General features: G+C 73.6%; 21 protein-coding genes. 2 read left to right on the forward strand and 19 right to left on the reverse strand.

Going from position 1 to position 18,661, the window contains the following annotated elements; translation table 11 throughout:
* Nucleotide 1: 1 nt before the first annotated feature.
* The 10 genes from IPO09_15205 to IPO09_15250 form a co-directional block, all read right to left on the reverse strand.
* Complete coding sequence (locus IPO09_15205; GenBank protein ID MBK9518668.1) at nucleotides 2-1,966, reverse strand: CoB--CoM heterodisulfide reductase iron-sulfur subunit A family protein; 1,965 nt, start codon at nucleotides 1,964-1,966, stop codon at nucleotides 2-4.
* A 4-nt stretch (nucleotides 1,967-1,970) separates the two neighbouring features.
* Entirely contained in the window at nucleotides 1,971-2,183 is a 213-nt protein-coding gene (locus tag IPO09_15210) for a sulfurtransferase TusA family protein (GenBank protein ID MBK9518669.1), read from the reverse strand.
* A gap of 133 nt (nucleotides 2,184-2,316) precedes the next feature.
* On the reverse strand, nucleotides 2,317-2,775 hold the full coding sequence (locus IPO09_15215) for a PTS sugar transporter subunit IIA (protein ID MBK9518670.1): 459 nt from the start codon (nucleotides 2,773-2,775) through the stop codon (nucleotides 2,317-2,319).
* A 19-nt stretch (nucleotides 2,776-2,794) separates the two neighbouring features.
* Entirely contained in the window at nucleotides 2,795-3,346 is a 552-nt protein-coding gene (raiA, locus tag IPO09_15220; protein MBK9518671.1) for a ribosome-associated translation inhibitor RaiA, read from the reverse strand.
* Nucleotides 3,347-3,556: 210 nt separating this feature from the next.
* Nucleotides 3,557-5,068, reverse strand: coding sequence for an RNA polymerase factor sigma-54 (gene rpoN, locus IPO09_15225; GenBank protein ID MBK9518672.1), 1,512 nt, complete (start codon nucleotides 5,066-5,068; stop codon nucleotides 3,557-3,559).
* Complete coding sequence (gene lptB / locus IPO09_15230; protein ID MBK9518673.1) at nucleotides 5,065-5,823, reverse strand: LPS export ABC transporter ATP-binding protein; 759 nt, start codon at nucleotides 5,821-5,823, stop codon at nucleotides 5,065-5,067. Before lptB ends, rpoN begins: the two co-directional genes overlap by 4 nt.
* Nucleotides 5,820-6,512: an organic solvent tolerance protein OstA gene (locus tag IPO09_15235; protein MBK9518674.1), complete on the reverse strand. Its 693-nt coding sequence runs from the start codon at nucleotides 6,510-6,512 to the stop codon at nucleotides 5,820-5,822. Before IPO09_15235 ends, lptB begins: the two co-directional genes overlap by 4 nt.
* Nucleotides 6,512-7,093: a hypothetical protein gene (locus IPO09_15240; protein MBK9518675.1), complete on the reverse strand. Its 582-nt coding sequence runs from the start codon at nucleotides 7,091-7,093 to the stop codon at nucleotides 6,512-6,514. The genes IPO09_15235 and IPO09_15240 overlap by 1 nt, the downstream gene beginning before the upstream one ends.
* A gap of 162 nt (nucleotides 7,094-7,255) precedes the next feature.
* Complete coding sequence (locus tag IPO09_15245; GenBank protein MBK9518676.1) at nucleotides 7,256-8,206, reverse strand: lysophospholipid acyltransferase family protein; 951 nt, start codon at nucleotides 8,204-8,206, stop codon at nucleotides 7,256-7,258.
* A 49-nt stretch (nucleotides 8,207-8,255) separates the two neighbouring features.
* Nucleotides 8,256-8,855 carry a hypothetical protein gene (locus tag IPO09_15250; GenBank protein MBK9518677.1) on the reverse strand — a complete coding sequence of 200 codons (600 nt, stop codon included), beginning with the start codon at nucleotides 8,853-8,855 and terminating at the stop codon, nucleotides 8,256-8,258.
* Nucleotides 8,856-9,154: 299 nt separating this feature from the next.
* Between IPO09_15250 and IPO09_15255 the strand changes: the two genes are divergently transcribed.
* Nucleotides 9,155-10,069: a hypothetical protein gene (locus tag IPO09_15255; protein ID MBK9518678.1), complete on the forward strand. Its 915-nt coding sequence runs from the start codon at nucleotides 9,155-9,157 to the stop codon at nucleotides 10,067-10,069.
* Between the two features lie 112 nt (nucleotides 10,070-10,181).
* Here IPO09_15255 and IPO09_15260 read toward each other — a convergent pair whose 3' ends face one another.
* Genes IPO09_15260 through kdsB form a run of 4 tightly spaced genes read right to left on the reverse strand, consistent with a single transcriptional unit; the run spans nucleotide 10,182 to nucleotide 13,995 of the window.
* On the reverse strand, nucleotides 10,182-10,712 hold the full coding sequence (locus IPO09_15260; protein ID MBK9518679.1) for an HAD hydrolase family protein: 531 nt from the start codon (nucleotides 10,710-10,712) through the stop codon (nucleotides 10,182-10,184).
* Nucleotides 10,713-10,749: 37 nt separating this feature from the next.
* Nucleotides 10,750-11,577 (reverse strand): 3-deoxy-8-phosphooctulonate synthase, encoded by an 828-nt coding sequence (gene kdsA, locus IPO09_15265; protein MBK9518680.1) that lies wholly within the window; start codon nucleotides 11,575-11,577, stop codon nucleotides 10,750-10,752.
* Nucleotides 11,578-13,245, reverse strand: coding sequence for a CTP synthase (locus IPO09_15270; protein MBK9518681.1), 1,668 nt, complete (start codon nucleotides 13,243-13,245; stop codon nucleotides 11,578-11,580).
* A gap of 18 nt (nucleotides 13,246-13,263) precedes the next feature.
* Nucleotides 13,264-13,995 carry a 3-deoxy-manno-octulosonate cytidylyltransferase gene (gene kdsB / locus IPO09_15275; protein MBK9518682.1) on the reverse strand — a complete coding sequence of 244 codons (732 nt, stop codon included), beginning with the start codon at nucleotides 13,993-13,995 and terminating at the stop codon, nucleotides 13,264-13,266.
* Nucleotides 13,996-14,218: 223 nt separating this feature from the next.
* On the opposite strand from kdsB, the gene IPO09_15280 reads away from it, so the two are divergent.
* Nucleotides 14,219-15,115, forward strand: a complete 897-nt coding sequence (locus tag IPO09_15280) for an RluA family pseudouridine synthase (GenBank protein MBK9518683.1) — start codon at nucleotides 14,219-14,221, stop codon at nucleotides 15,113-15,115.
* A gap of 83 nt (nucleotides 15,116-15,198) precedes the next feature.
* On the opposite strand, the gene IPO09_15285 is transcribed toward IPO09_15280, so the two are convergent.
* The 5 genes from IPO09_15285 to rplU form a co-directional block, all read right to left on the reverse strand.
* On the reverse strand, nucleotides 15,199-15,594 hold the full coding sequence (locus tag IPO09_15285; GenBank protein ID MBK9518684.1) for a hypothetical protein: 396 nt from the start codon (nucleotides 15,592-15,594) through the stop codon (nucleotides 15,199-15,201).
* A gap of 139 nt (nucleotides 15,595-15,733) precedes the next feature.
* Entirely contained in the window at nucleotides 15,734-16,375 is a 642-nt protein-coding gene (locus IPO09_15290; protein MBK9518685.1) for an RNA methyltransferase, read from the reverse strand.
* A 95-nt stretch (nucleotides 16,376-16,470) separates the two neighbouring features.
* Entirely contained in the window at nucleotides 16,471-17,775 is a 1,305-nt protein-coding gene (obgE, locus tag IPO09_15295) for a GTPase ObgE (protein ID MBK9518686.1), read from the reverse strand.
* A 111-nt stretch (nucleotides 17,776-17,886) separates the two neighbouring features.
* Nucleotides 17,887-18,156, reverse strand: a complete 270-nt coding sequence (gene rpmA, locus IPO09_15300; protein ID MBK9518687.1) for a 50S ribosomal protein L27 — start codon at nucleotides 18,154-18,156, stop codon at nucleotides 17,887-17,889.
* A gap of 17 nt (nucleotides 18,157-18,173) precedes the next feature.
* Nucleotides 18,174-18,479, reverse strand: a complete 306-nt coding sequence (gene rplU / locus IPO09_15305; protein ID MBK9518688.1) for a 50S ribosomal protein L21 — start codon at nucleotides 18,477-18,479, stop codon at nucleotides 18,174-18,176.
* Nucleotides 18,480-18,661: the final 182 nt, after the last annotated feature.

Below are 18,661 nucleotides of genomic sequence, written 5' to 3' on the forward strand. Positions count from 1 at the left end.
GTCAGCGGTCCGCCCCGCCGCCGGGCCCGCGCAGGAGCGCGGAGATCTCGGCGCCGAGCTGGGCGCGGGTGAAGTGGGCGGCCGAGGCCGCGCCGGTGGGGCAGGCCGCCGCGCAGGTGCCGCAGCCGTGGCAGTGGAGCGGCTCCACCTCCGCCTTGCCGCCCTCCGGCGAGCGCACCACCGCGCCGTAGGGGCAGGCCGACACGCAGGCCCCGCAGGCCCCGCACAGCGCCGCGTCCACCTCGGCGGCCAGCGGCTCGACCACCCGCCGCTCGCCCGGCACCAGCGTGGCCAGCACCCGGCCCGCCGCGGCGGTGCCGTCGCGGATGGCCTGCCGGATGGGGCGCGGCCCGGCGGCGGCGCCGGCCACGAAGATCCCGGCCAGGCGGGTGGCGGTGGGCTCGAACGGGCTGGCCGCTCCCTCCTCCACGAAGCCGCGCGGGCCGAGCGGGAGGCGCAGGAGCGCGGCCAGCGCCTGCGACCCTGCGGCCGGGGTGGCCGGCCCGTGCAGCACCACCAGGTCGAAGGTGCGCGCCGTCTCCAGCGCCCCCTGCGCCAGCCGCACCGCCACGGCGCCGCCGGCGTCGAGCGGCGTGCCGGGCACCAGGTCGGCCTCCAGCAGCTCCACCCCGTCGGCCTCGGCCTGGCGGGCCGCCGCCGCGTAGCCCGGGGCGCGCCCCAGGCCCCCGGCCACGCTCACCTCCACCTCCGGGTGGCGGGTCCGCACCAGGTGGGCCAGCTTGAGCAGCTCGCGCACCGCCAGCTCGCCGTCGGTCTCGGCGGCGCTGGTGGCCAGGAGCAGGGTGCGCGGCGCGGCGCCGCCCGCGGCCCGCAGCGCCCCTCCGGTCGGGCCGCTGGGGTGGAGCATGCGCTCCAGCTGGTAGGTGGAGACCAGCCCCGGCGGCCCCGCCACCGCGCCCGGCTCCATGCCGGTGGCCACCACCACCGCGCCGGCCGTGACGGTGCGGCGGCGCGGGGCGGCGCCGAGGTCGATGGCGCCGAAGGCGCAGCCGGCCTGGCACAGCTCGCAGGCCTGGCCGTGGGAGCGCAGGCAGCTGGCCTGGTCCAGCGCCGAGACGTGCGGCAGGCAGCCCGGGTAGGCCAGGCCGATGGCCCGGGCGCGGCCCAGCCCGCCCGACCACGGGTCGGGCCGGTCGGCCGGACAGACCGAGGCGCACCGGTCGCAGCCCACGCAGGCGGCCGGGTCCACGAACCGCGGGGCCTGGGCCACCTCCACCTCGAAGCGGCCGGCCGAGCCGCGCACCCGCACCACCTCGGCGGAGGTGAGCACCTCGATGCGCTCGTGGTGCAGCACCTCGTCGAGGGCCGGCTCCATGAAGCAGGAGGCGCAGGCCAGGTCGGGGAAGATCTCGTCGAGCCGGTTGGCCAGCCCGCCCAGCGCCGGGGCGCGCTCCACCAGCACCACCCGGCGGTCCTTGCGGGCCAGCGCCAGGGCCGCCGAGACGCCGGCCGCGCCGCCGCCCACCACCACCACGTCGGCCGAGACCTCCACCTCCCGCGCCGCGATGGGCCGGTGCAGCGCCACCCGCGCCAGGCCGGCCCGCACCAGCCGCGCCGCGCGCGCCGTGGCGTCGGCCGCCGCGCCGCCGATCCACTCCACCTGCTCGCGCAGGTTCACCAGCTGCACCAGCCAGGGGCTGCGGCCGGCGGCCGTCATCACGCCGCGGAAGGTCTGCTCGTGCTCGCGCGGGGAGCAGGCGGCCACCACCAGCCGCTCCAGGCCCAGGGCCTGCACCCGCGCCGCCAGCCAGGCCTGCCCCTCGGCGGAGCAGAGCACCGGGTGGACCACCACGTCGGCGGCCTCCGGCCAGTGGGCCGGGGCCTCCAGGGCGCCGAGCTGGACCAGGGTGCCGAGGTTGGGTCCGCAGCGGCAGAAGACCAGGCCGGTGCGGGGCGCCGCGGGCTGCTGGGCCTCGGCGGGCCCCGGCGGCGGCGTCCCGGTCACACCATCAGTACTGGATCTGGATGACGGTCTTGACGCCGTCGGACCGGATGGAGAGGAGGGTCTTCTTGCGCCGCTCGCAGAAGGTGCGGATGTCCTTCTCGAAGGTCGGGCAGTCGCCCAGGATCTCGACCACCGTGCCGGCCGGCGTCTCGGCGGTCTCGACCGCCAGCTTCAGCACCGGCTGCGGGCACCGCATGCCCGCGCAGTCGATCTTCATGACGTTGAATCCAGTCAAGCCGTCTCCCGGAGCGGGCCGTCCTGGCCCGAAGCGTTGGACCTTACTTGAGCCGTCTCGCGCGCGTCAAACGCCTGCGGACGCGGCGTTTGGTGTGGTGCGGCAGCCTGTCGCCTCACTCCCGGGCGTCCTCCACCCCGATCAGCTCGAGGATGGCCGCGGCGTCCGGCGCGGCCAGGATGGCCTCCCGGAAGGCCGGCGAGCGGAAGAGCCGGCTCACCCGCGCCAGCACCTTCACGTAGAGCCCGGCGGCGTTCTCCGGGGCGAAGAGCGCCAGGAAGAGCCGCACCGGCTTGCCGTCCACCGCCCGGAACTCCACGCCGGCCGGGGCCCGGCCGAAGACGGCGGTGAGGGAGGGCAGCCCGGCCAGGCGGCCGTGGGGGATGGCCACCCCCTCGCCCACGCTGGTGGAGCCGAGCTTCTCGCGGTCCAGCAGGGTCTGCAGCAGGCGGGTGGCGTCCAGCCCGTGGAGGCGGGCCACCGGGCGGCACAGCTCGGCCAGCACCTCGGGGGCGGTGGTGCCCCCGAGGTCGGCCAGCACCGCCTCGGGCCTGAGGACTTCGGTGAGCTTCACGTCGTCGCCGTGCGCCCGCTCACGCGGTGCGCGCCTCGATGAGCCCGAGGCTGCCGTCCTCGCGCCGGTAGACCACGTTGACGGCGCCGTCGCCGGCGTTCTGGAACACGAAGAACTGGCTGCCGAGCAGGTCGAGCTGGAGGATGGCGTCGTCCACCGTCATGCGCTTGGCCTGGAAGGCGGTGCTCTTCACCACCCGGTGGCTGGGGCGCTCCGGGTGGTCGATGATGTCGAGCACGTCGTGGCGCACCTCCATGGGCAGCGTCTCGGCCTGGCTGCCGTTCTTCTTGTCGGCCAGCTTGCCCTTGTGCTTGAGGAGCTGCCGCTCGATCTTGTCGGCCGCCTCGTCGATGGAGGCGTACATGTCCTTCGACTTGGCGCTGCCGCGCAGCAGGAAGCGCCCAGCCTTCACGGTGATCTCGGCGTGGTGGGCCAGGTTCTCCACGTGCAGCACGGCGTGGGCCTCGCTGGGCCGGTCGATGTACTTCTGGACGTGCTCGACGCGTCCCTTCACGTGCGACTTCAGGGCCTCGGTGGGCTCGAGATGCCGGAAGGTGATGTTCACCTGCATGGACCGCCTCCTCTGCGTGGGGATGCTCCAACGGACTCGGCCGCGGCCCGCGCGCCGGATCTGGCGTCGCTGGTGCCGCGGCCGATGGAGCTGCCGGCTACCGACATGCTGGAGTGATGATAGCAGGCCGCCGGAAAGCGGCACGTCGATCGTGGCGATCTCCGGCGGCCCGCTCGGGGCGTGACGGCCCGGCGCGTCAGGACCTTGACTCTAGAAGTACTTCTTGCGCTTGGAGCTGGGCAGGATGCCCAGCACCTCGCGGTACTTGGCCACGGTGCGGCGGGCGATCTCGATGCCCTGGCCCTTCAGGAGCTCCACGATGTGCTGGTCGGAGTGGGGCTTCTTGGGGTCCTCGGCCGCCACGATCTGCTTGATGTGGTTCTTGACGGCCTCGCTGGCGATCTCGTCGCCGCCGGTCTTGTTGATGGCCGAGTTGAAGAAGAACTTGAGCTCGTAGATGCCCTGCGGGGTGTGCACGTACTTGTTGGTGGTGACCCGCGAGACCGTCGACTCGTGCATGCCGATGTCCTCGGCCACGTCCCGCAGGATGAGCGGCCGGAGGAAGGCGATCCCCTTGTCCAGGAAGTCGCGCTGGAACTTCACGATCGACTCGGTGACCTTGTAGATGGTCCGCTGGCGCTGGTGGATGGAGCGGATCAGCCAGACCGCGCTGCGCAGCTTGTCCTGGATGTAGTCCTTGGCCTTGCCGGCCTGCCCGTTCTTCAGGGCGGCCCGGTAGGTGGCCGAGATGCGCAGCTTGGAGAGGCCGTCGTCGTTGAGCACCGTGACGTAGCGATCGCCCATCTTGTGCACGTAGACGTCGGGGGTGATGTACTGCGCCTCCTCGCCGGTGTAGGCGCGGCCCGGCTTGGGCTCCAGCCGGCTGATCACCTTGACCGCCTTGACCACCTCGTCGATGGAGATCTTCAGGTCCTTGGCGATGGCGGCGTAGTTCTTCGACTCCAGGTGCTTCAGGTGGCGCTCGATGATGGCCACGATCTCGGGCGTGTCGGCGTTGAGGTGCGCCACCTGCAGCAGCAGGCACTCGCGCAGGTCGCGGGCGGCGATGCCGATGGGGTCGAGCGTCTGCACCATCTTGAGCACGTGCTCGCAGCGCGCCAGGCCCACCCCGGCCTCGAAGGAGACCCGCACCAGCGGGTCGCGCGGGCTGGCGTCCTCGGCGGCGTCGTCCCCCTCCACCGCCGGCATCTTGAAGTAGCCGTCCTGGTCGAGGTTGCCGATGATCAGCATGGCCACCCGCTCCTCCTCCTCGGTGAACTTGGAGAGGCGCAGCTGCCAGACCAGGTGGTCGGTCAGGTCGGTCTTGCGGGTGAGGGTGGCCTCGTAGCCGGGCAGCTCCTCGTCGGCCATGCCGCGGTTGGACGGCGCGGTGTGGCCCTGCAGCTGGTAGTGGTCGAGGTACTGGTCCCAGTCGATCTCGTTCTGCCCCTCCTCGCCCTTGACCTCCTCCGACTTCTCGGCCGCCTTGGGCTCCGGGGCCGACTCGGCCGCCTGCTGCTCGGCCGGGCTGGAGCCGGACTCGGCGGCCGGCTCCTCGCCGTCGTCCGCCCCGTCCAGCAGCGGGTTCTCGTTCATCTCGGTCTGGACCAGGTCCACCAGCTCCATGCGCGACAGCTGCAGGAGCTTGATGGCCTGCTGCAGCTGGGGCGTCATCACCAGCTGCTGGGTCATCTTGAGGTGCTGCTTCAGCTCCAGGCTCATGGGCTCCGCTCCGCGGGGACGTCTTCGAGGCGGAATTTCTCCCCGAGGTAGGCCGAGCGCGCCTTCTGGCTGGAGGCGATCTCGGCGGGCGTGCCGGCCACCAGGATGGCCCCGGCGGACAGGATGTAGGCGCGGCTGCAGATGCCCAGCGCCTCGCGCACGTTGTGGTCGGTGATGAGGACGCCGATGGTGCGGTCGCGCAGCCCGCCGATGAGCCGCTGCAGCTCGCCCACCGCGATGGGGTCCACGCCGGCGAAGGGCTCGTCGAAGAGGATGAAGCGCGGGTTGGAGAGCAGGCTGCGCGCCACCTCGGCGCGGCGCCGCTCGCCACCGGAGAGGGTCTCGCCGAGGCTGTCGGCCACCTTCTCGAGGCGGTACTCGGCCAGCAGCTCGTCGGCCCGCGCCTCGCGCGCCCGGCGGCCCATGCCCAGCGCCTCCAGCACGCCGGTGAAGTTCTGGCGCACCGTCAGCTTGCGGAAGATGGAGGCCTCCTGCGGGAGGTAGCCCACCCCCAGCCGGGCGCGCCGGTGCATGGGCAGCGGCGTCAGGTCCTGGTCGCCCAGCAGCACCCGGCCGGCGTCGGGCGTCACCAGCCCCACCACCATGTTGAAGCTGGTGGACTTGCCGGCGCCGTTGGGGCCGAGCAGGCCCACCACCTCGCCGGGCGCCACCTGGAAGGAGACCCCGTCCACCACGCGGCGGCGCTTGTAGCTCTTGACCAGCCCCTCGGCGCGCAGCAGCCCGGTGGTGCTCATGGGCGGGCCCCGCCGGGCGGCGGCTGGGTGGGCGGTGCCCCCGGGGCGGGCGGCTGCGCCGGCGGGGTGGCGCCCGGGGTGGCCGGCTCGGCGGGCGTCGCCTGGGGCGCCCCGCGCAGCGAGGTGCGCTGCAGGAGGTCCATCTGGCCGGCCGGCACGGTCACCTGGGCGGCCCCCTCCAGCCGGACCTCGTCGGCCCCCAGGTCGTAGGTGAGCGTGGTGCCGCGGGCCTCGGTGCCGCCCGCGTCGCGCAGCACCGGGTTGCCGGTGCAGACCAGCCTGGCGGCGTCGCGGTCGTAGGTGGCCCGCTCGCAGGTCACGGTCCGGTCGCCGCGGGTCATCTTCACCTGGCCCTCGCAGGTGGCCTGCCGGAGCTTGCCGGCGGCGTCGTTCTCGCCGGTCAGCTTGCGGCAGGACAGGGTGGCGTCGTCGTGGTGCATGGTGACGAGCGGCCGGCCGATGACCGTGACCTGGCGGGTGCGCCAGGAGAAGCGGACCTCCTCGGCGTCCATCCGGACCGGCTTGTCGGAGGCCAGCGGCGGGAGCGCGGCGGAGGCCTTCCTGGGCGGGGGCGACGCCGGGGTCGAGGTCGGGGTCGAGGTCGGGGTCGAGGCCGGGGTCGAGGCCGGGGTCGGGGCCGCGGCCGGGGCGGCCGCCAGGGCCGCGGCCATGAGGAGGGGGGCCAGCATCACTTCGCCACCGGGAGGCCGGTCACCAGGTGGGCTCCGCCGCCGATCACGATGACGCCCGACGCCGGATCCAGCGTGAAGCCGGTGCCGGTGAGCCGGTAGCCGGGACCGGAGAGGGTCACCGGGTCGGTCCCGCGGACCAGGCCCGGTCCTGGACCGGGCCCAGCCTGTTCGGGGTGTGCGGGGCTGGGCTCGGCGGGTTCGTAGTGGGCCGCGGCGGTGACCGCCCGATCGGCGCCCCGGGAGGCCTCCAGCCCGCCCACCGCCTCGAAGCGGCGTTCGGTCACGATCCCCCGGCCGGACGGCGCCGTCACCCGGACCGGCCCTTCAGCGCCCGCCAGCAGGAGGACCAGCCCGGTGGCCGCCACGGCGGTGGTGTCGCGCCGGTAGGTCACCCGGTCGGCCTCACCGGTGGCCCGGGTCACGCCGCCCCGGTCGATCCGGAAGGTGACGCCCTCCAGGGCCAGCTCGGGCACCAGCTCCGCGGCCACCCGCGGCCGGCCCATGCCGCAGGCGGCCAGGCCGCAGGCTGCGGCCACGAGGGAGGCGACGAACGCGGGGTTGAAAGGCCTGGAGCGCATGCAAGTGCGCCGAACCCTAGCACTCTTTTTCGTGCCAAACCACGGGCACAGCCCTTGCTAGTCGGCGGGTCCGGGCTCCAACCTAACCCCTTGGATCCGGGCATCTTCTTTGCTTTCAGAGGGCAGCTGGCCCAGGCGGTGGATCCGGCGCCAGGCCCCTGCTCAGACTGCCTCGACCGGGTCACCTTCAGCGGCGCCCTCGGTCGGCGGCGGGGTCTTCCAGCGCTCGTGCATCCAGACCCAGTCGGCCGGGTGGCGCCGGATGGCCTCCTCCATGACCGCCTGGCAGGCCGCCGTGATCCGCAGGACCTCCGCCTCCCGGTCGGCCGGCTTCGGGTCGTAGGGGATCTCGGTCACCTCGAACAGGAAGCCGTCGCCCGGGTTCGGCCCGCGGCGGTGGCTGGTGCCCACCAGCACCGGCGCCCCGGTGCGCAGCGCCAGGTCGCCCGGGGCACGGGGGGTATAGGCAGGCCGCCCGAAGAACGGCACCCAGACCCCCTGCACCCGGGTGTCCTGGTCCACCAGGATGCCGAGGACCCGCCCCTCCTTGAAGACCCGGAGCAGCGCCCGGGCCGTGGACGGATCCTCCCGCCACAGGGTGGTCACCCCCCCGCCGGCGCGCCACCGCTCGATGAGCCCCATGAGGCGGGCGTCGCTCCCCCGCTTGGCCACCGCCGACACCGGCGCGCCCACCCGGGCCACCAGCCGCGCCATCAGCTCCCAGTTCCCCAGGTGGCCGGTGACGAAGACCACCCCCTTGCCCGCGGCCACCGCCTGCCGCAGCAGCGCGGGGTCGCGCTCCTGCATGTAGGCGGTGAGCCGGTGGTCGTAGCTCGAGATGGAGGCGATCTCCATGGCCGAGCGGCCCAGGTTCACGAACACCTGGCGGGCGATGGCGCGCCGCTCCGCCTCGGTCTTCTCCGGGAAGGCCAGGGCGAGGTGCGTGAGGGCCAGGGCGCGGGTCCGGCCGAAGACGCGGTAGGCCAGCGCGCCGCCCCAGCCGCCGATGCGGTAGGCCGGGCCGAGCGGGATGAGCTGCACCAGGCGCAGCAGGCCGGCGATGAGCGAGGAGCGGACCGAGCGCTTGAGGCGCTTGTGCAGCGGCACCGGCATGGCGCGCGGAAAGTTGGCACGCGGCCGGGTGGCGGGCAAGGTCCCCTCGTCAGCCGGTCTCTCGCAGCGCGAGGTGCTGCTGCTTCCGCGCCTCGAGGAGCCCCTTGGCCACCCCGAAGGCGCCGGCGGCCCCCACCAGGACGGCGCACTCTGCCGCCGAGAACCACCGCGGCCCCGCCATGCCGCCCACGTACAGGAGCAGGAGGGCTGGCGACGCTCCACGAACCCCACCTCCCGCACGCCAGGCCAGGAGCAGGGTCGCGACGACGCTCGCCATGACGCCGACGAAGAGGCTCCCCTGCGGCAGGAACGCGACCTCGAACGGCGTCGCGCCATCCACCACGAGGAGCGCGCACCCCACGGTACCGAGCAGGAGATCGGCGAGCGATCTCCCCGTGCCACCCCGCTCCCCGCTCGACGAGGCGGCCACCGCCCCACCACCCGCCTCCTGCCCCGGGCCGCCTGGCACGGCCCGCCGGCGAGCGCCAAGGCCGCCGACCAGGACCGACACCGGAGCGCCGAGCACCAGGAAGGCTCTCCCCAGGCCTGGAGACACCAGGTAGAGCCCGGCCGCCAGGAGGACCCACGCGCCCATCGCCGCGAGACCCAGGCCCACCAGGCGACCTGTACGCTGGATGCTGTTCGTCACGCCTCTCCCTCCCCCGGGAGCCGCCCTGGTGCAGGCCTGCGCCGCATCCGGTCCTGCCTCGGCCACACACGCCCGCCTCTGGCGAGCACTCTCGCACGATCGCACGGTTGATCAAGCCGGGCGCCCTCCGGCCGTGGCACACTCCGTCCCACCGCGTGCCCGCCATGCTCCGCCCCGCCCTGGCCACCGCCACCCTCTTCCTCCTCGCCGGCTGCGGCGGGTCCCAGGCGCCGGCGCCCGCCGCCAGCTGCGCGCCCTCGGCAGACGCCCTCCCCGAGGACGTCTCCTCCCCGACCACGGTGGTCGGCACCGGCACGCCGGCCTCCTGCACCGGCGAGGCGTTCGTCGCGGCGGTGGCCCGGGGCGGGGTCATCACCTTCGACTGCGGCCCGGCGCCGGCGACCATCCTGCTCACCCGCACCGCCAAGGTGTTCAACGACCGGGGGCCGAAGGTGGTCATCGACGGCGGCGGGAGGGTGACCCTGAGCGGCGGCGGCCGCGTCCGCATCCTCTACCAGGACACCTGCGACCCGGCCCAGGTCTGGACCACCTCGCACTGCCAGGACCAGCCCACCCCGGCGCTCACCGTGCAGCACCTCACCTTCGCCGACGGCGACGCCACCGGCGAGACCTTCGACGGCGGCGGGGGCGGCGCCATCTTCGCCCGCGGCGGCCGGCTCAAGGTGGTGGGCTGCCGCTTCGTCGGCAACCGCTGCGACCTCACCGGACCGGACGTGGGCGGCGCCGCCATCCGCGCCCTGAGCCAGTCGGCCGGCCTGCCGGTCCACGTGGTGGACAGCACCTTCGGCGGCGCGCCCGGGCTCGGCAACGTGGGCGCCAACGGCGGCGCGCTCTCCAGCATCGGGGTGTCCTGGCGCGTCCAGAACTCGGTCTTCACCCACAACCAGGCGGTCGGGGTGGGCGCCAACCCGCAGCGCCCGGGCACCCCGGGCGGCGGCAGCGGCGGGGCCATCTACCTCGACGGCAACACCTTCTCGCTGGCGCTGTGCGGCTCGCGCCTCGAGGACAACGACGCTCTCGAGGGCGGCGGCGCGGTCTTCTTCGTCAGCAACGACCTCAGCGGCACCCTGGCCATCGACCGCTCCACGCTGCGCAGAAACCCCAGCCACGGCTTCGAGACCGCCGGCCTGCCGGGCATCTTCTACCTGGGGCGCGGCGCGCCCGTCGTGACCGACTCGACGCTGGAGCGGTGAGCGAGCGGGCGCGGCGCGGCCACGCCGCTCGCCGGGAGCCCTCGGCCTGCGCCCCGCCGTCGCGAGGCGACGCGCCGGACGGCCTGCGCGGTGCCGGAGCCGGAGGGCTGCCTCAGGCCCGGTGACCGAGCCCCTGCGCGGCCGCCAGCAGGTCGCACAGCTCGCGCACCGCGCCGCGCCCGCCGGGGGCGCGGGTGGCGAAGTGGACGGCGGCGCGCACCTCGGGCCGGGCGTCGGCCGGGGCGGCCGAGAGCCCCACCCGCGCCAGCAGCGGCAGGTCGTTCACGTCGTCGCCCATGTAGGCCACCGCCTCGTCGGGCAGGCCGAGGTGGGCCAGCTGGGCGTAGCCGGCCAGCTTGTCGAGCTGGCCGAAGATGAGGTGCTTGAAGCGCAGCTCCTCCAGCCGCCGCTGGGTGGCCTTGCCGGGCCGGCCGGAGATGACGCCGAAGTCGAGGTGGTCGCGCAGCAGCACGATGCCGTGGCCGTCCTTCACGTCGAAGGCCTTCATCAGCTCGCCCTCGGCGCCGTAGTACAGCCGGCCGTCGGTGAGCACCCCGTCCACGTCGAGCAGCACCAGCCGGATCCTGGCGGCGCGGGCCAGCAGGGCGCGCGGCGAGAGCTTGCTGCGGGAGGTGGGCTTCACCGGGCTCACGCGCGGCTCCAGGGCTGGCCGGGCCGCCTCACCGCTGCCCCAGGGCCCGCCGCACCGCCAGCACCTCGCCCAGGATCCGGTCGGCCATGGGGAAGTCGAGGCTGTTGGTGCCGTCGCTCTTGGCCACCGAGGGGTCCTCGTGGATCTCCATGAAGAGGGCGTCGATGCCCACCGCCGCCGCGGCGCGGGCCAGCGGGGCCACGAACTGCCGCTCGCCGCCGGTGACGTCGCCGGCGCCGCCGGGCAGCTGCACCGAGTGGGTGGCGTCCAGGCAGACCGGCGCCCCCAGCTCGCGCATGATGACCAGGCCGCGCATGTCCACCACCAGGTTGCCGTAGCCGAAGCTGGCGCCCCGCTCGATGAACATGACGTCGCGGTTGCCGGCCTCGTGGCACTTGGCCAGGGCGTGGCGCATGTCGCGCGGCGCCAGGAACTGCCCCTTCTTCACCGTGACGCTCTTGCCGTGGGTGGCGCAGGCGATGACCAGGTCGGTCTGCCGGCACAGGAAGGCCGGCACCTGCAGCAGGTCCACCACCTTGCCCACCACCTCGGCCTGCCAGCTCTCGTGCACGTCGGTGGTGCAGGCCAGGCCGGTCTCGCGCTTGACCGCCTGGAAGGCGGCCATGCCGACCTCCAGCCCGGGGCCGCGGTAAGACTTTCCGCTGGAGCGGTTGGCCTTGTCGAAGCTGGCCTTGAAGATCACCTGCAGCCCGTGCTTCTCGGCCAGGGCCTTGACCCGGCGGGCGTGGGCCAGGGCGTGGGCCTCGCCCTCCATGACGCACGGGCCGGCGATGAGCAGGAGCGGCTGGCCGTCGCCCACCAGGTGCCCGCCGATGCGGGCCAACACCCCGGCCACTCAGGCCTTCCCGACCGGCAGCTTGGTGACCGCCGCGCCCGGCTGCCGCTGCAGCGCGTCGCGGTGCTCGCGCGCCGCCTTGACGAAGCCGGCGAAGAGCGGGTGCGGCAGGAAGGGCTTGGACTTGAACTCGGGGTGGAACTGGCAGCCCACGAAGTGCGGGTGGTTGTTGAGCTCGATCATCTCCACCAGGCCCAGCTCGGTGTTGAGCCCGGAGAAGATCATGCCGGCGGCCTCGTACTGGGCCCGGTAGGCGTTGTTGAACTCGAAGCGGTGGCGGTGGCGCTCCTCCACCACCTCCTTGCCGTAGAGCTCGCGCGCCTTGGTGCCCTCGGTGAGGTGGCAGGGGTAGCTGCCCAGGCGCATGGTGCCGCCCTTCTGGGTGACGCCCTTCTGGCCGTCCATCAGCGTCACCACCGGGTGGGCCGTCTGCTCGTCGAACTCCAGCGAGTTGGCCCGGTCCAGGCCGAGCACGTCGCGCCCGAACTCGATGACCGCCATCTGCAGCCCCAGGCAGATGCCGAAGAAGGGGATCTTCCGCTCGCGGGCGTGGCGCACCGCCAGGATCTTCCCCTCGGTGCCGCGGATGCCGAAGCCGCCCGGCACCAGGATGGCGTCCACCTGGTCCAGGCCGGAGAGGTCGCCCTCCTCCAGCTTGGTGGAGTCGATGAAGACGTTCTCCACCCGGACGTCGCTGGCGATGCCGCCGTGCACCAGCGCCTCGTTGAGGCTCTTGTAGCTCTCCTGCAGCTCGACGTACTTGCCCACCACGCCGATGCGCACCGTGCCGAAGCGCGGGCTCTTGACCTTCTCGACGATGGTCTCCCACTTCTCCAGCCGCGGGGCGCGGCTCCAGATGTTGAAGAGCTCGGCCAGCTTGTCGTCGAGCCCCTCGTGGTGCAGCTCGAGCGGCACCTCGTAGATGGACTTCACGTCCAGCGCGGTGAAGACCGCGCCCGGGTCGACGTTGCAGAAGAGGGCGATCTTGTCCTTCATGTCGCGCGGGATCTCGCGATCCGAGCGGCACAGCAGGATGTCGGGCTGGATGCCGATCTCGCGCAGCTCCTTGACCGAGTGCTGGGTCGGCTTGCTCTTGAGCTCACCGGCCGCGGCGATGAAGGGCACCAGGGTGAGGTGGGCGTAGACCACGTTCTCCTCGCCCACGTCGTACTTCATCTGGCGGATGGCCTCGAGGAAGGGCAGCGACTCGATGTCGCCCACCGTGCCGCCGATCTCGACGATGAGGATGTCGGCCACGCCGGCCGCCTCGCGGATGCAGGCCTTGATCTCGTCGGTGATGTGCGGGATCACCTGCACCGTCTTGCCCAGGTACTCGCCGCGCCGCTCGCGGTTGATGACGTTCTGGTAGATGCGCCCGGTGGTGTAGTTGTTCTTGCGGGTCATCTTGGCGGTGGTGAACCGCTCGTAGTGCCCCAGGTCCAGGTCGGTCTCGGCCCCGTCGTCGGTGACGAAGACCTCGCCGTGCTGGAACGGGCTCATGGTGCCCGGATCCACGTTGATGTACGGGTCGAGCTTGAGGTGCATCACCTCCAGGCCGCGGTTCTCCAGCAGCGCGCCGATGGAGGCGGCCGCCAGGCCCTTGCCGAGCGAGCTGACCACGCCGCCGGTCACGAACAGGTACTTCGTCTTCTTGCCCCGCTTCACCATGGCTCCGCTCCGTTTCGCCTAGACGTCCGCCGCCAGCAGGGCCTGGGCGCGCGCCAGGTCCTCCGGCGTGTCGATCCCGAAGCCGCGGTAGGCGGTGTCCGCCACCCGGATCCGGATCCCGTTCTCCAGCGCCCTGAGCTGCTCGAGCGCCTCCTCCCCCTCCAGCCGGCCGGGAGCGAGCCGCGCGAAGCGCTCCAGGAACGAGGCCGTGAAGGCGTAGATGCCGACGTGGGCGCGGCACAGCGGGCTGACCCCGCCGTCGCGCCGGTGCGGGATGGTGGCCCGCGAGAAGTAGAGGGCGTGGCCGGTCAGGTCGGTGACCACCTTGACCACCTGCGACCGCTCGGCCTCGCCCGCCTCGAGCGGGCGGGCCAGGGTGCCCATCTCGGCGTCGCTCCCGGCCATGGCCTGGAGCAAGGCCTCGATGGCCTCCGGCTCGATGAGCGGCTCGTCGCCCTGCAGGTTCACCACCAGCTCCGCCCTCGGGACGAGCTGCCTCGCCGCCTCGGCCACGCGGTCCGTGCCCGTCGCGGCCGGTCCGGTCATGATGGCGATGGCCCCCGCCTGCTCGGCAGCAGCGGCGATGCGTGGATCGTCGGTGGCGACCGCCACCACGTCCACGCCGCGTGCCCGCCGTGCCCGCCTGACGACGTGGGCGATGACGGGGCTGCCTGCCAGGATGGCGAGGGGTTTCCCGGGAAAGCGACTGGATCCGTACCGGGCCGGAATGATGACGGCGACTCGTCTCAACCCGGGGCGTCAACCTACGCCCCGGGATCCGGGGCGTCAATTGGCGGTTTCCCCCACCTCGGGCGCCTCCGGACGGCCCCTGGTGGCGGGGGGTTGCGGGGCCGCCGGCCGTCCTCCCGCTGGCGCCGCGCGTGGTGCTACGGTGCGCCGCGTGCCGCGCGTCGTCCGGGCCCACTTCACCGTCGAGCGGAACTACGCCGGGTGGCGGCTCGACCGCTACCTGATGGAGAAGATCCGCCGGCTCGACCCGGAGAAGGCGGCCTTCCTGGTGGAGCACCGCCTCGACGCCGCCGACGGCCGGCGGCTGGCGCCCGACTCGCCGGTCCACCCCGGGCTGGCCTTCTCGCTGTGGCGGGAGGCCGAGCCGGAGCCGGAGACGCCGCTCCACTTCGGGGTGGTGCACGACGACGGCCAGCTGCTGGTGGTGGACAAGCCGGCCGGCCTGCCCATCCACCCCACGGCGCGCTACTTCGAGCACACCTTCACCGCGGTGGCCAAGGGGCGCTACCCGGACCGCAAGGTGGACCCGGCCCACCGCCTGGACCGCGAGACCTCCGGGCTGCTGGCCTGCGGCACGGCGCCGGAGTGGACCACCCGGCTGAAGCGCTCCTTCGCCGACGGCAAGGTGGCCAAGGTCTACCTGGCGCTGGCCCTGGGCTCACCCGCCGACGAGGCCTTCGAGGTGGACGCGCCGCTGGCGCTGACCCTGCAGAGCGAGGTGCGGGTGCGCATGCACGTCCACTTCGCCGGGGCCGCGGCGCACACCGGCTTCGAGGTGCTGGGGCGGCGCACCGCGCCCGACGGCGCGGCGGTGGTGCTGCTCTCCTGCCACCCCCGCACCGGCCGGCAGCACCAGATCCGGGCCCACCTGCACCACGCCGGCCTGCCGCTGGTGGGCGACAAGATCTACGGCGGCGACGAGCTGATCTTCGACCGCTTCACCAAGAAGGCGCTCACCGAGGCCGACCGGGCCGCGCTGCGCCTGGAGCGCCACGCCCTGCACGCCTGGCGGCTGGCCTTCCCGCACCCGGGCACCGGCGCGCCGGCGGCCTTCGAGGCGCCGCTGCCGCCGGACCTGCAAGGGTTCTGGGACGGGTGCCGGGCCGCGCCGGCCCCCTGAGACGACGACGCCGGCGCCCCTCGGGGGAGGGGGCCGGCGCAGCGGGGCGCGTCAGCGGGGCGCGCCTCGACCGGGGTGAGGCCTCACTCGACCTTCACGAGGTCCTTGCCGCAGTGGCACTTGCCGGGCACCAGCGCCACGGTGTTGCAGGTGCAGGCCGCGCCGCAGCCGCACTTGTAGGCGGCCTTGAAGGAGGTCTCGCCGGGCTTGCCGCCGCGATCCACCGTGATGGTGGTCCCGTCCACCTTGGTGACCTTGGCCGGGATGAGGTCCTTGCCGCAGCCGCACTTGCCCGGCTCGGCCTTGATGGAGCTGCAGTGGCAGCCCTCGCCGCAGCCGCACACGTGCACCGTGTCGCCGGCCTTGAGGCCGGGGGCCTCCTTCTTGACGGCCGCCTTCTCCTCGCCCGCGAGGGCCACGCCGGAGAAGCCAGCCGAGAGCACCACACCCAACATCAGCGTCCGAAAGAGCTTGGTCATTTTTGCGAAGCCTCCTGTGGGAGGAGAGAGACCCACCGCCCGCCCGAGGGTTCATGCCAGACCCATCGGGGCCCGCCGGGATCCCGGCCGGGGCGCGGCGTCCTCCTGCCGCCCCGGAACCCTACCCGCCCTGCTCGCCCTACCCGCCCTGCTCGCCCTGCCCGCCCGGTCCACCGTGCCCGACCTGCCCACCGTGGCCGCCGTGCCGGCCGCGCGGCCGGGGCGTCCGCTCGGCCGCCCGCTCGGCCTTGGCGATGCGGCTGCGCTGCTTCACCGAGCAGGTGTAGAAGCGCTCCCGGAGGTCGGCGGTCTCGGCCTCGGTGAGATCCCCGTGCCGCCCGCGCTCCTCCTGGCGCCGCTCCACCGCGCGGAACAGGCTGACCGCCACCGCCACCGACACGTTGAGCGACTGGCTGAAGCCGCGCATGGGGATGGCGTAGCTCAGGTCGGCCAGCGCCAGCGCCTCCGGCGAGACGCCGCGGTGCTCGTTGCCGAAGACCAGCGCCACCGGCCCGGCGAAGGAGAGGGCCGTGAGGTCGCGCGAGCCGGGGCCGAGGTGGGTGGCGTAGACCGCGAAGCCCCGCGCCTTGAGCGCCCCCAGGCACTCCTGGCTGGTCTTCCAGCGGACCACGTCCAGCCACTTGTCGGCGTTCAGGCTGATCTTCTTGTTGCGGTCGAAGGCCTTCATGGGCCCCTCGATGACGTGCACCTCCTGCACCCCGAAGGCCTCGGCGGTGCGCAGGACGGCGTTGACGTTCTGCACGTCGGCGAAGGCCTCCATCACCAGCGTGAGGGTGCGGGTCCGCCCGGCGATCACCTCGTCGATGCGGGCCTGCCGCCCGGGCAGCAGGAAGTCCGGCTGGCCGAGCCGCTGGGTCACCGCCGGCCCCGCGGCGCCCCGGCCTTCTTGCCGGCAGGCGTCTTGCCCGCCGCCCGCCTGGGCGCGGCCTTCGTGCCGGCGGCCTGCGTGCCCCCAGCCTTCCTGGGCACGGGCTTCTTCCTCGGCGCGGCCGCCTTCGGGGCCGCCTTCGGCGCGGGCTTCCGCGCGGCCTTGGCGGCGACCGCCTTCCGGGGAGCGGGCGCCTGCACCGCCGCGCGCGGCGGCGCTTCCTCGACCGCGCCGGCGCGGGGGCGGCCGGCCTTGCGCGGGCGGGCCGAGCGGCGCGGCGACACCTCGGGCCAGATCTCGCCGGCCACCGCGTCGAGCAGGGCGTCGAGCCCCTCGCCGGTGGCGGAGGAGAGCAGCAGCACCGGCACCGGCACCACCCGGCGGGCCATGACCTTCTGCCAGGCCAGCCCGGCGGCGCGCGCCTCCGGCAGGTCCACCTTGGTGACCACCACCACCTGCGGCTTGGTGGCCAGCTCCTTCGAGTAGAGCGCCAGCTCGCGGTTGATGCCGGCGAAGTCCCTGGCCGGGGTGCGGCCGGGCTCGGGGTTGGCCCCCTCCACCAGGTGGACCAGCACGCGGCAGCGCTCCACGTGGCGCAGGAACTGGTGGCCCAGGCCGGCGCCGGTGTGCGCCCCCTCGATGAGCCCCGGGATGTCGGCCACCACGAAGCTCCGCTCGCCGCGCCAGCTGGCCACCCCGAGGTTGGGGGTGAGCGTGGTGAAGGGGTAGTCGGCGATCTTCGGCCGGGCCTTGCTGATGCGGCTGATGAGGGTGGACTTGCCGGCGTTGGGGAAGCCCACGATGCCCACGTCGGCCAGCAGCTTGAGCTCGAGGAAGAGCTCCTTCTCCTCGCCCTTGGTGCCGTCCTGGGCGAAGCGGGGCGCCTGGTTGGTGGAGGTGGCGTAGTTGAGGTTGCCCAGGCCGCCGCGCCCGCCCTTGGCGATGACGAAGCGCTCGGTGACCTGCGACATGTCCACGATCACCTCGCCGCTGGTGGCGTCGCGCACCACCGTGCCCTGCGGCACCTTGAGCTCGAGGTGCGGGCCGGAGAGGCCGTTCATGTCGCGGCCGTGGCCGGTCTCGCCGCTCTTGGCCTTGCGCTCGCGGATGAAGCGGTAGTCGAGCAGGGTGGACATCTGCGGGTCCACCACCAGCACCACGTCGCCGCCGTCGCCGCCGTCGCCGCCGGCCGGGCCACCGCGCGGGATGAACTTCTCGCGGCGCCAGGCGATGCAGCCGGCCCCGCCGTCGCCGGCCTTCACGTGGATGCGGACCTCGTCGACGAACTTCATGGCGTGCCTCGGGGCGTGGCGTGGTCCTGCCTGAAACGACGAGCGCCGCGGACCCGGTGTGGGTCGCGGCGCCGTGCTGCGGCCGGCCGGGTGGCCCGCCGGGAGACCAGGCTAGGCCTTGGCCTCGGCCTCGGGGATCACCGAGACGACGCGGCGGTCGCCGCGGGTCTTGGTGTACTTCACGGTCCCGGCGCAGGTGGCGAAGAGCGTGAAGTCCTTGCCCAGGCCGACGTTGGCGCCCGGGTGGAACAGCGTGCCGCACTGGCGGACCAGGATGTTGCCGGAGATGACCTTCTCCGAGCCGTAGATCTTGACGCCGCGGTGCTGCCCGGCCGAGTCGCGGCCGTTGCGGGAGGAGCCCTGTCCTTTTTTGTGAGCCATGGTGAGTCCGTCCTTCCTTAGCCGCGGACCGCGGTGACGAGGATCTCGGTGAAGGACTGGCGGTGACCGCGCTTCTTGGTCCAGCCCTCCTTCTTCTTCCGGTAGTGGATGACCTTCTTGTGCTTGCCGTGGGCCACGATCTTGCCCTCGACGGCGGCGCCGGCCACCACGGGGGCGCCGACCTTGGCCTCGCCCTCGCCGCCGACCATCAGGGCCTCGAAGCTGACCACGCCGCCCACCTCGGCCTCGAGGAGCTCGACCTTGAGCTTGTCGCCCTGCGCCACGCGATACTGCTTCCCGCCGGTCTTGATCACCGCGTACATCGCTTGCTCCTTGGAATCACTGGAGTTTCGCCGGGAGCGCTCTCCGCCTGGTGCCACGGCGGCGCGCCGACCCGACCCTCCGGGAGGCGGCTCTATACGATCCGCCCACCGCGCCTGTCAAGGATGACGGGAGGTTGCGCCATCCGGGGGCGAGGCCGCCGCGGGCCCCGCCGCTGATCCGG

Source organism: Anaeromyxobacter sp. (assembly GCA_016718565.1).
Taxonomy (GTDB): domain Bacteria; phylum Myxococcota; class Myxococcia; order Myxococcales; family Anaeromyxobacteraceae; genus JADKCZ01.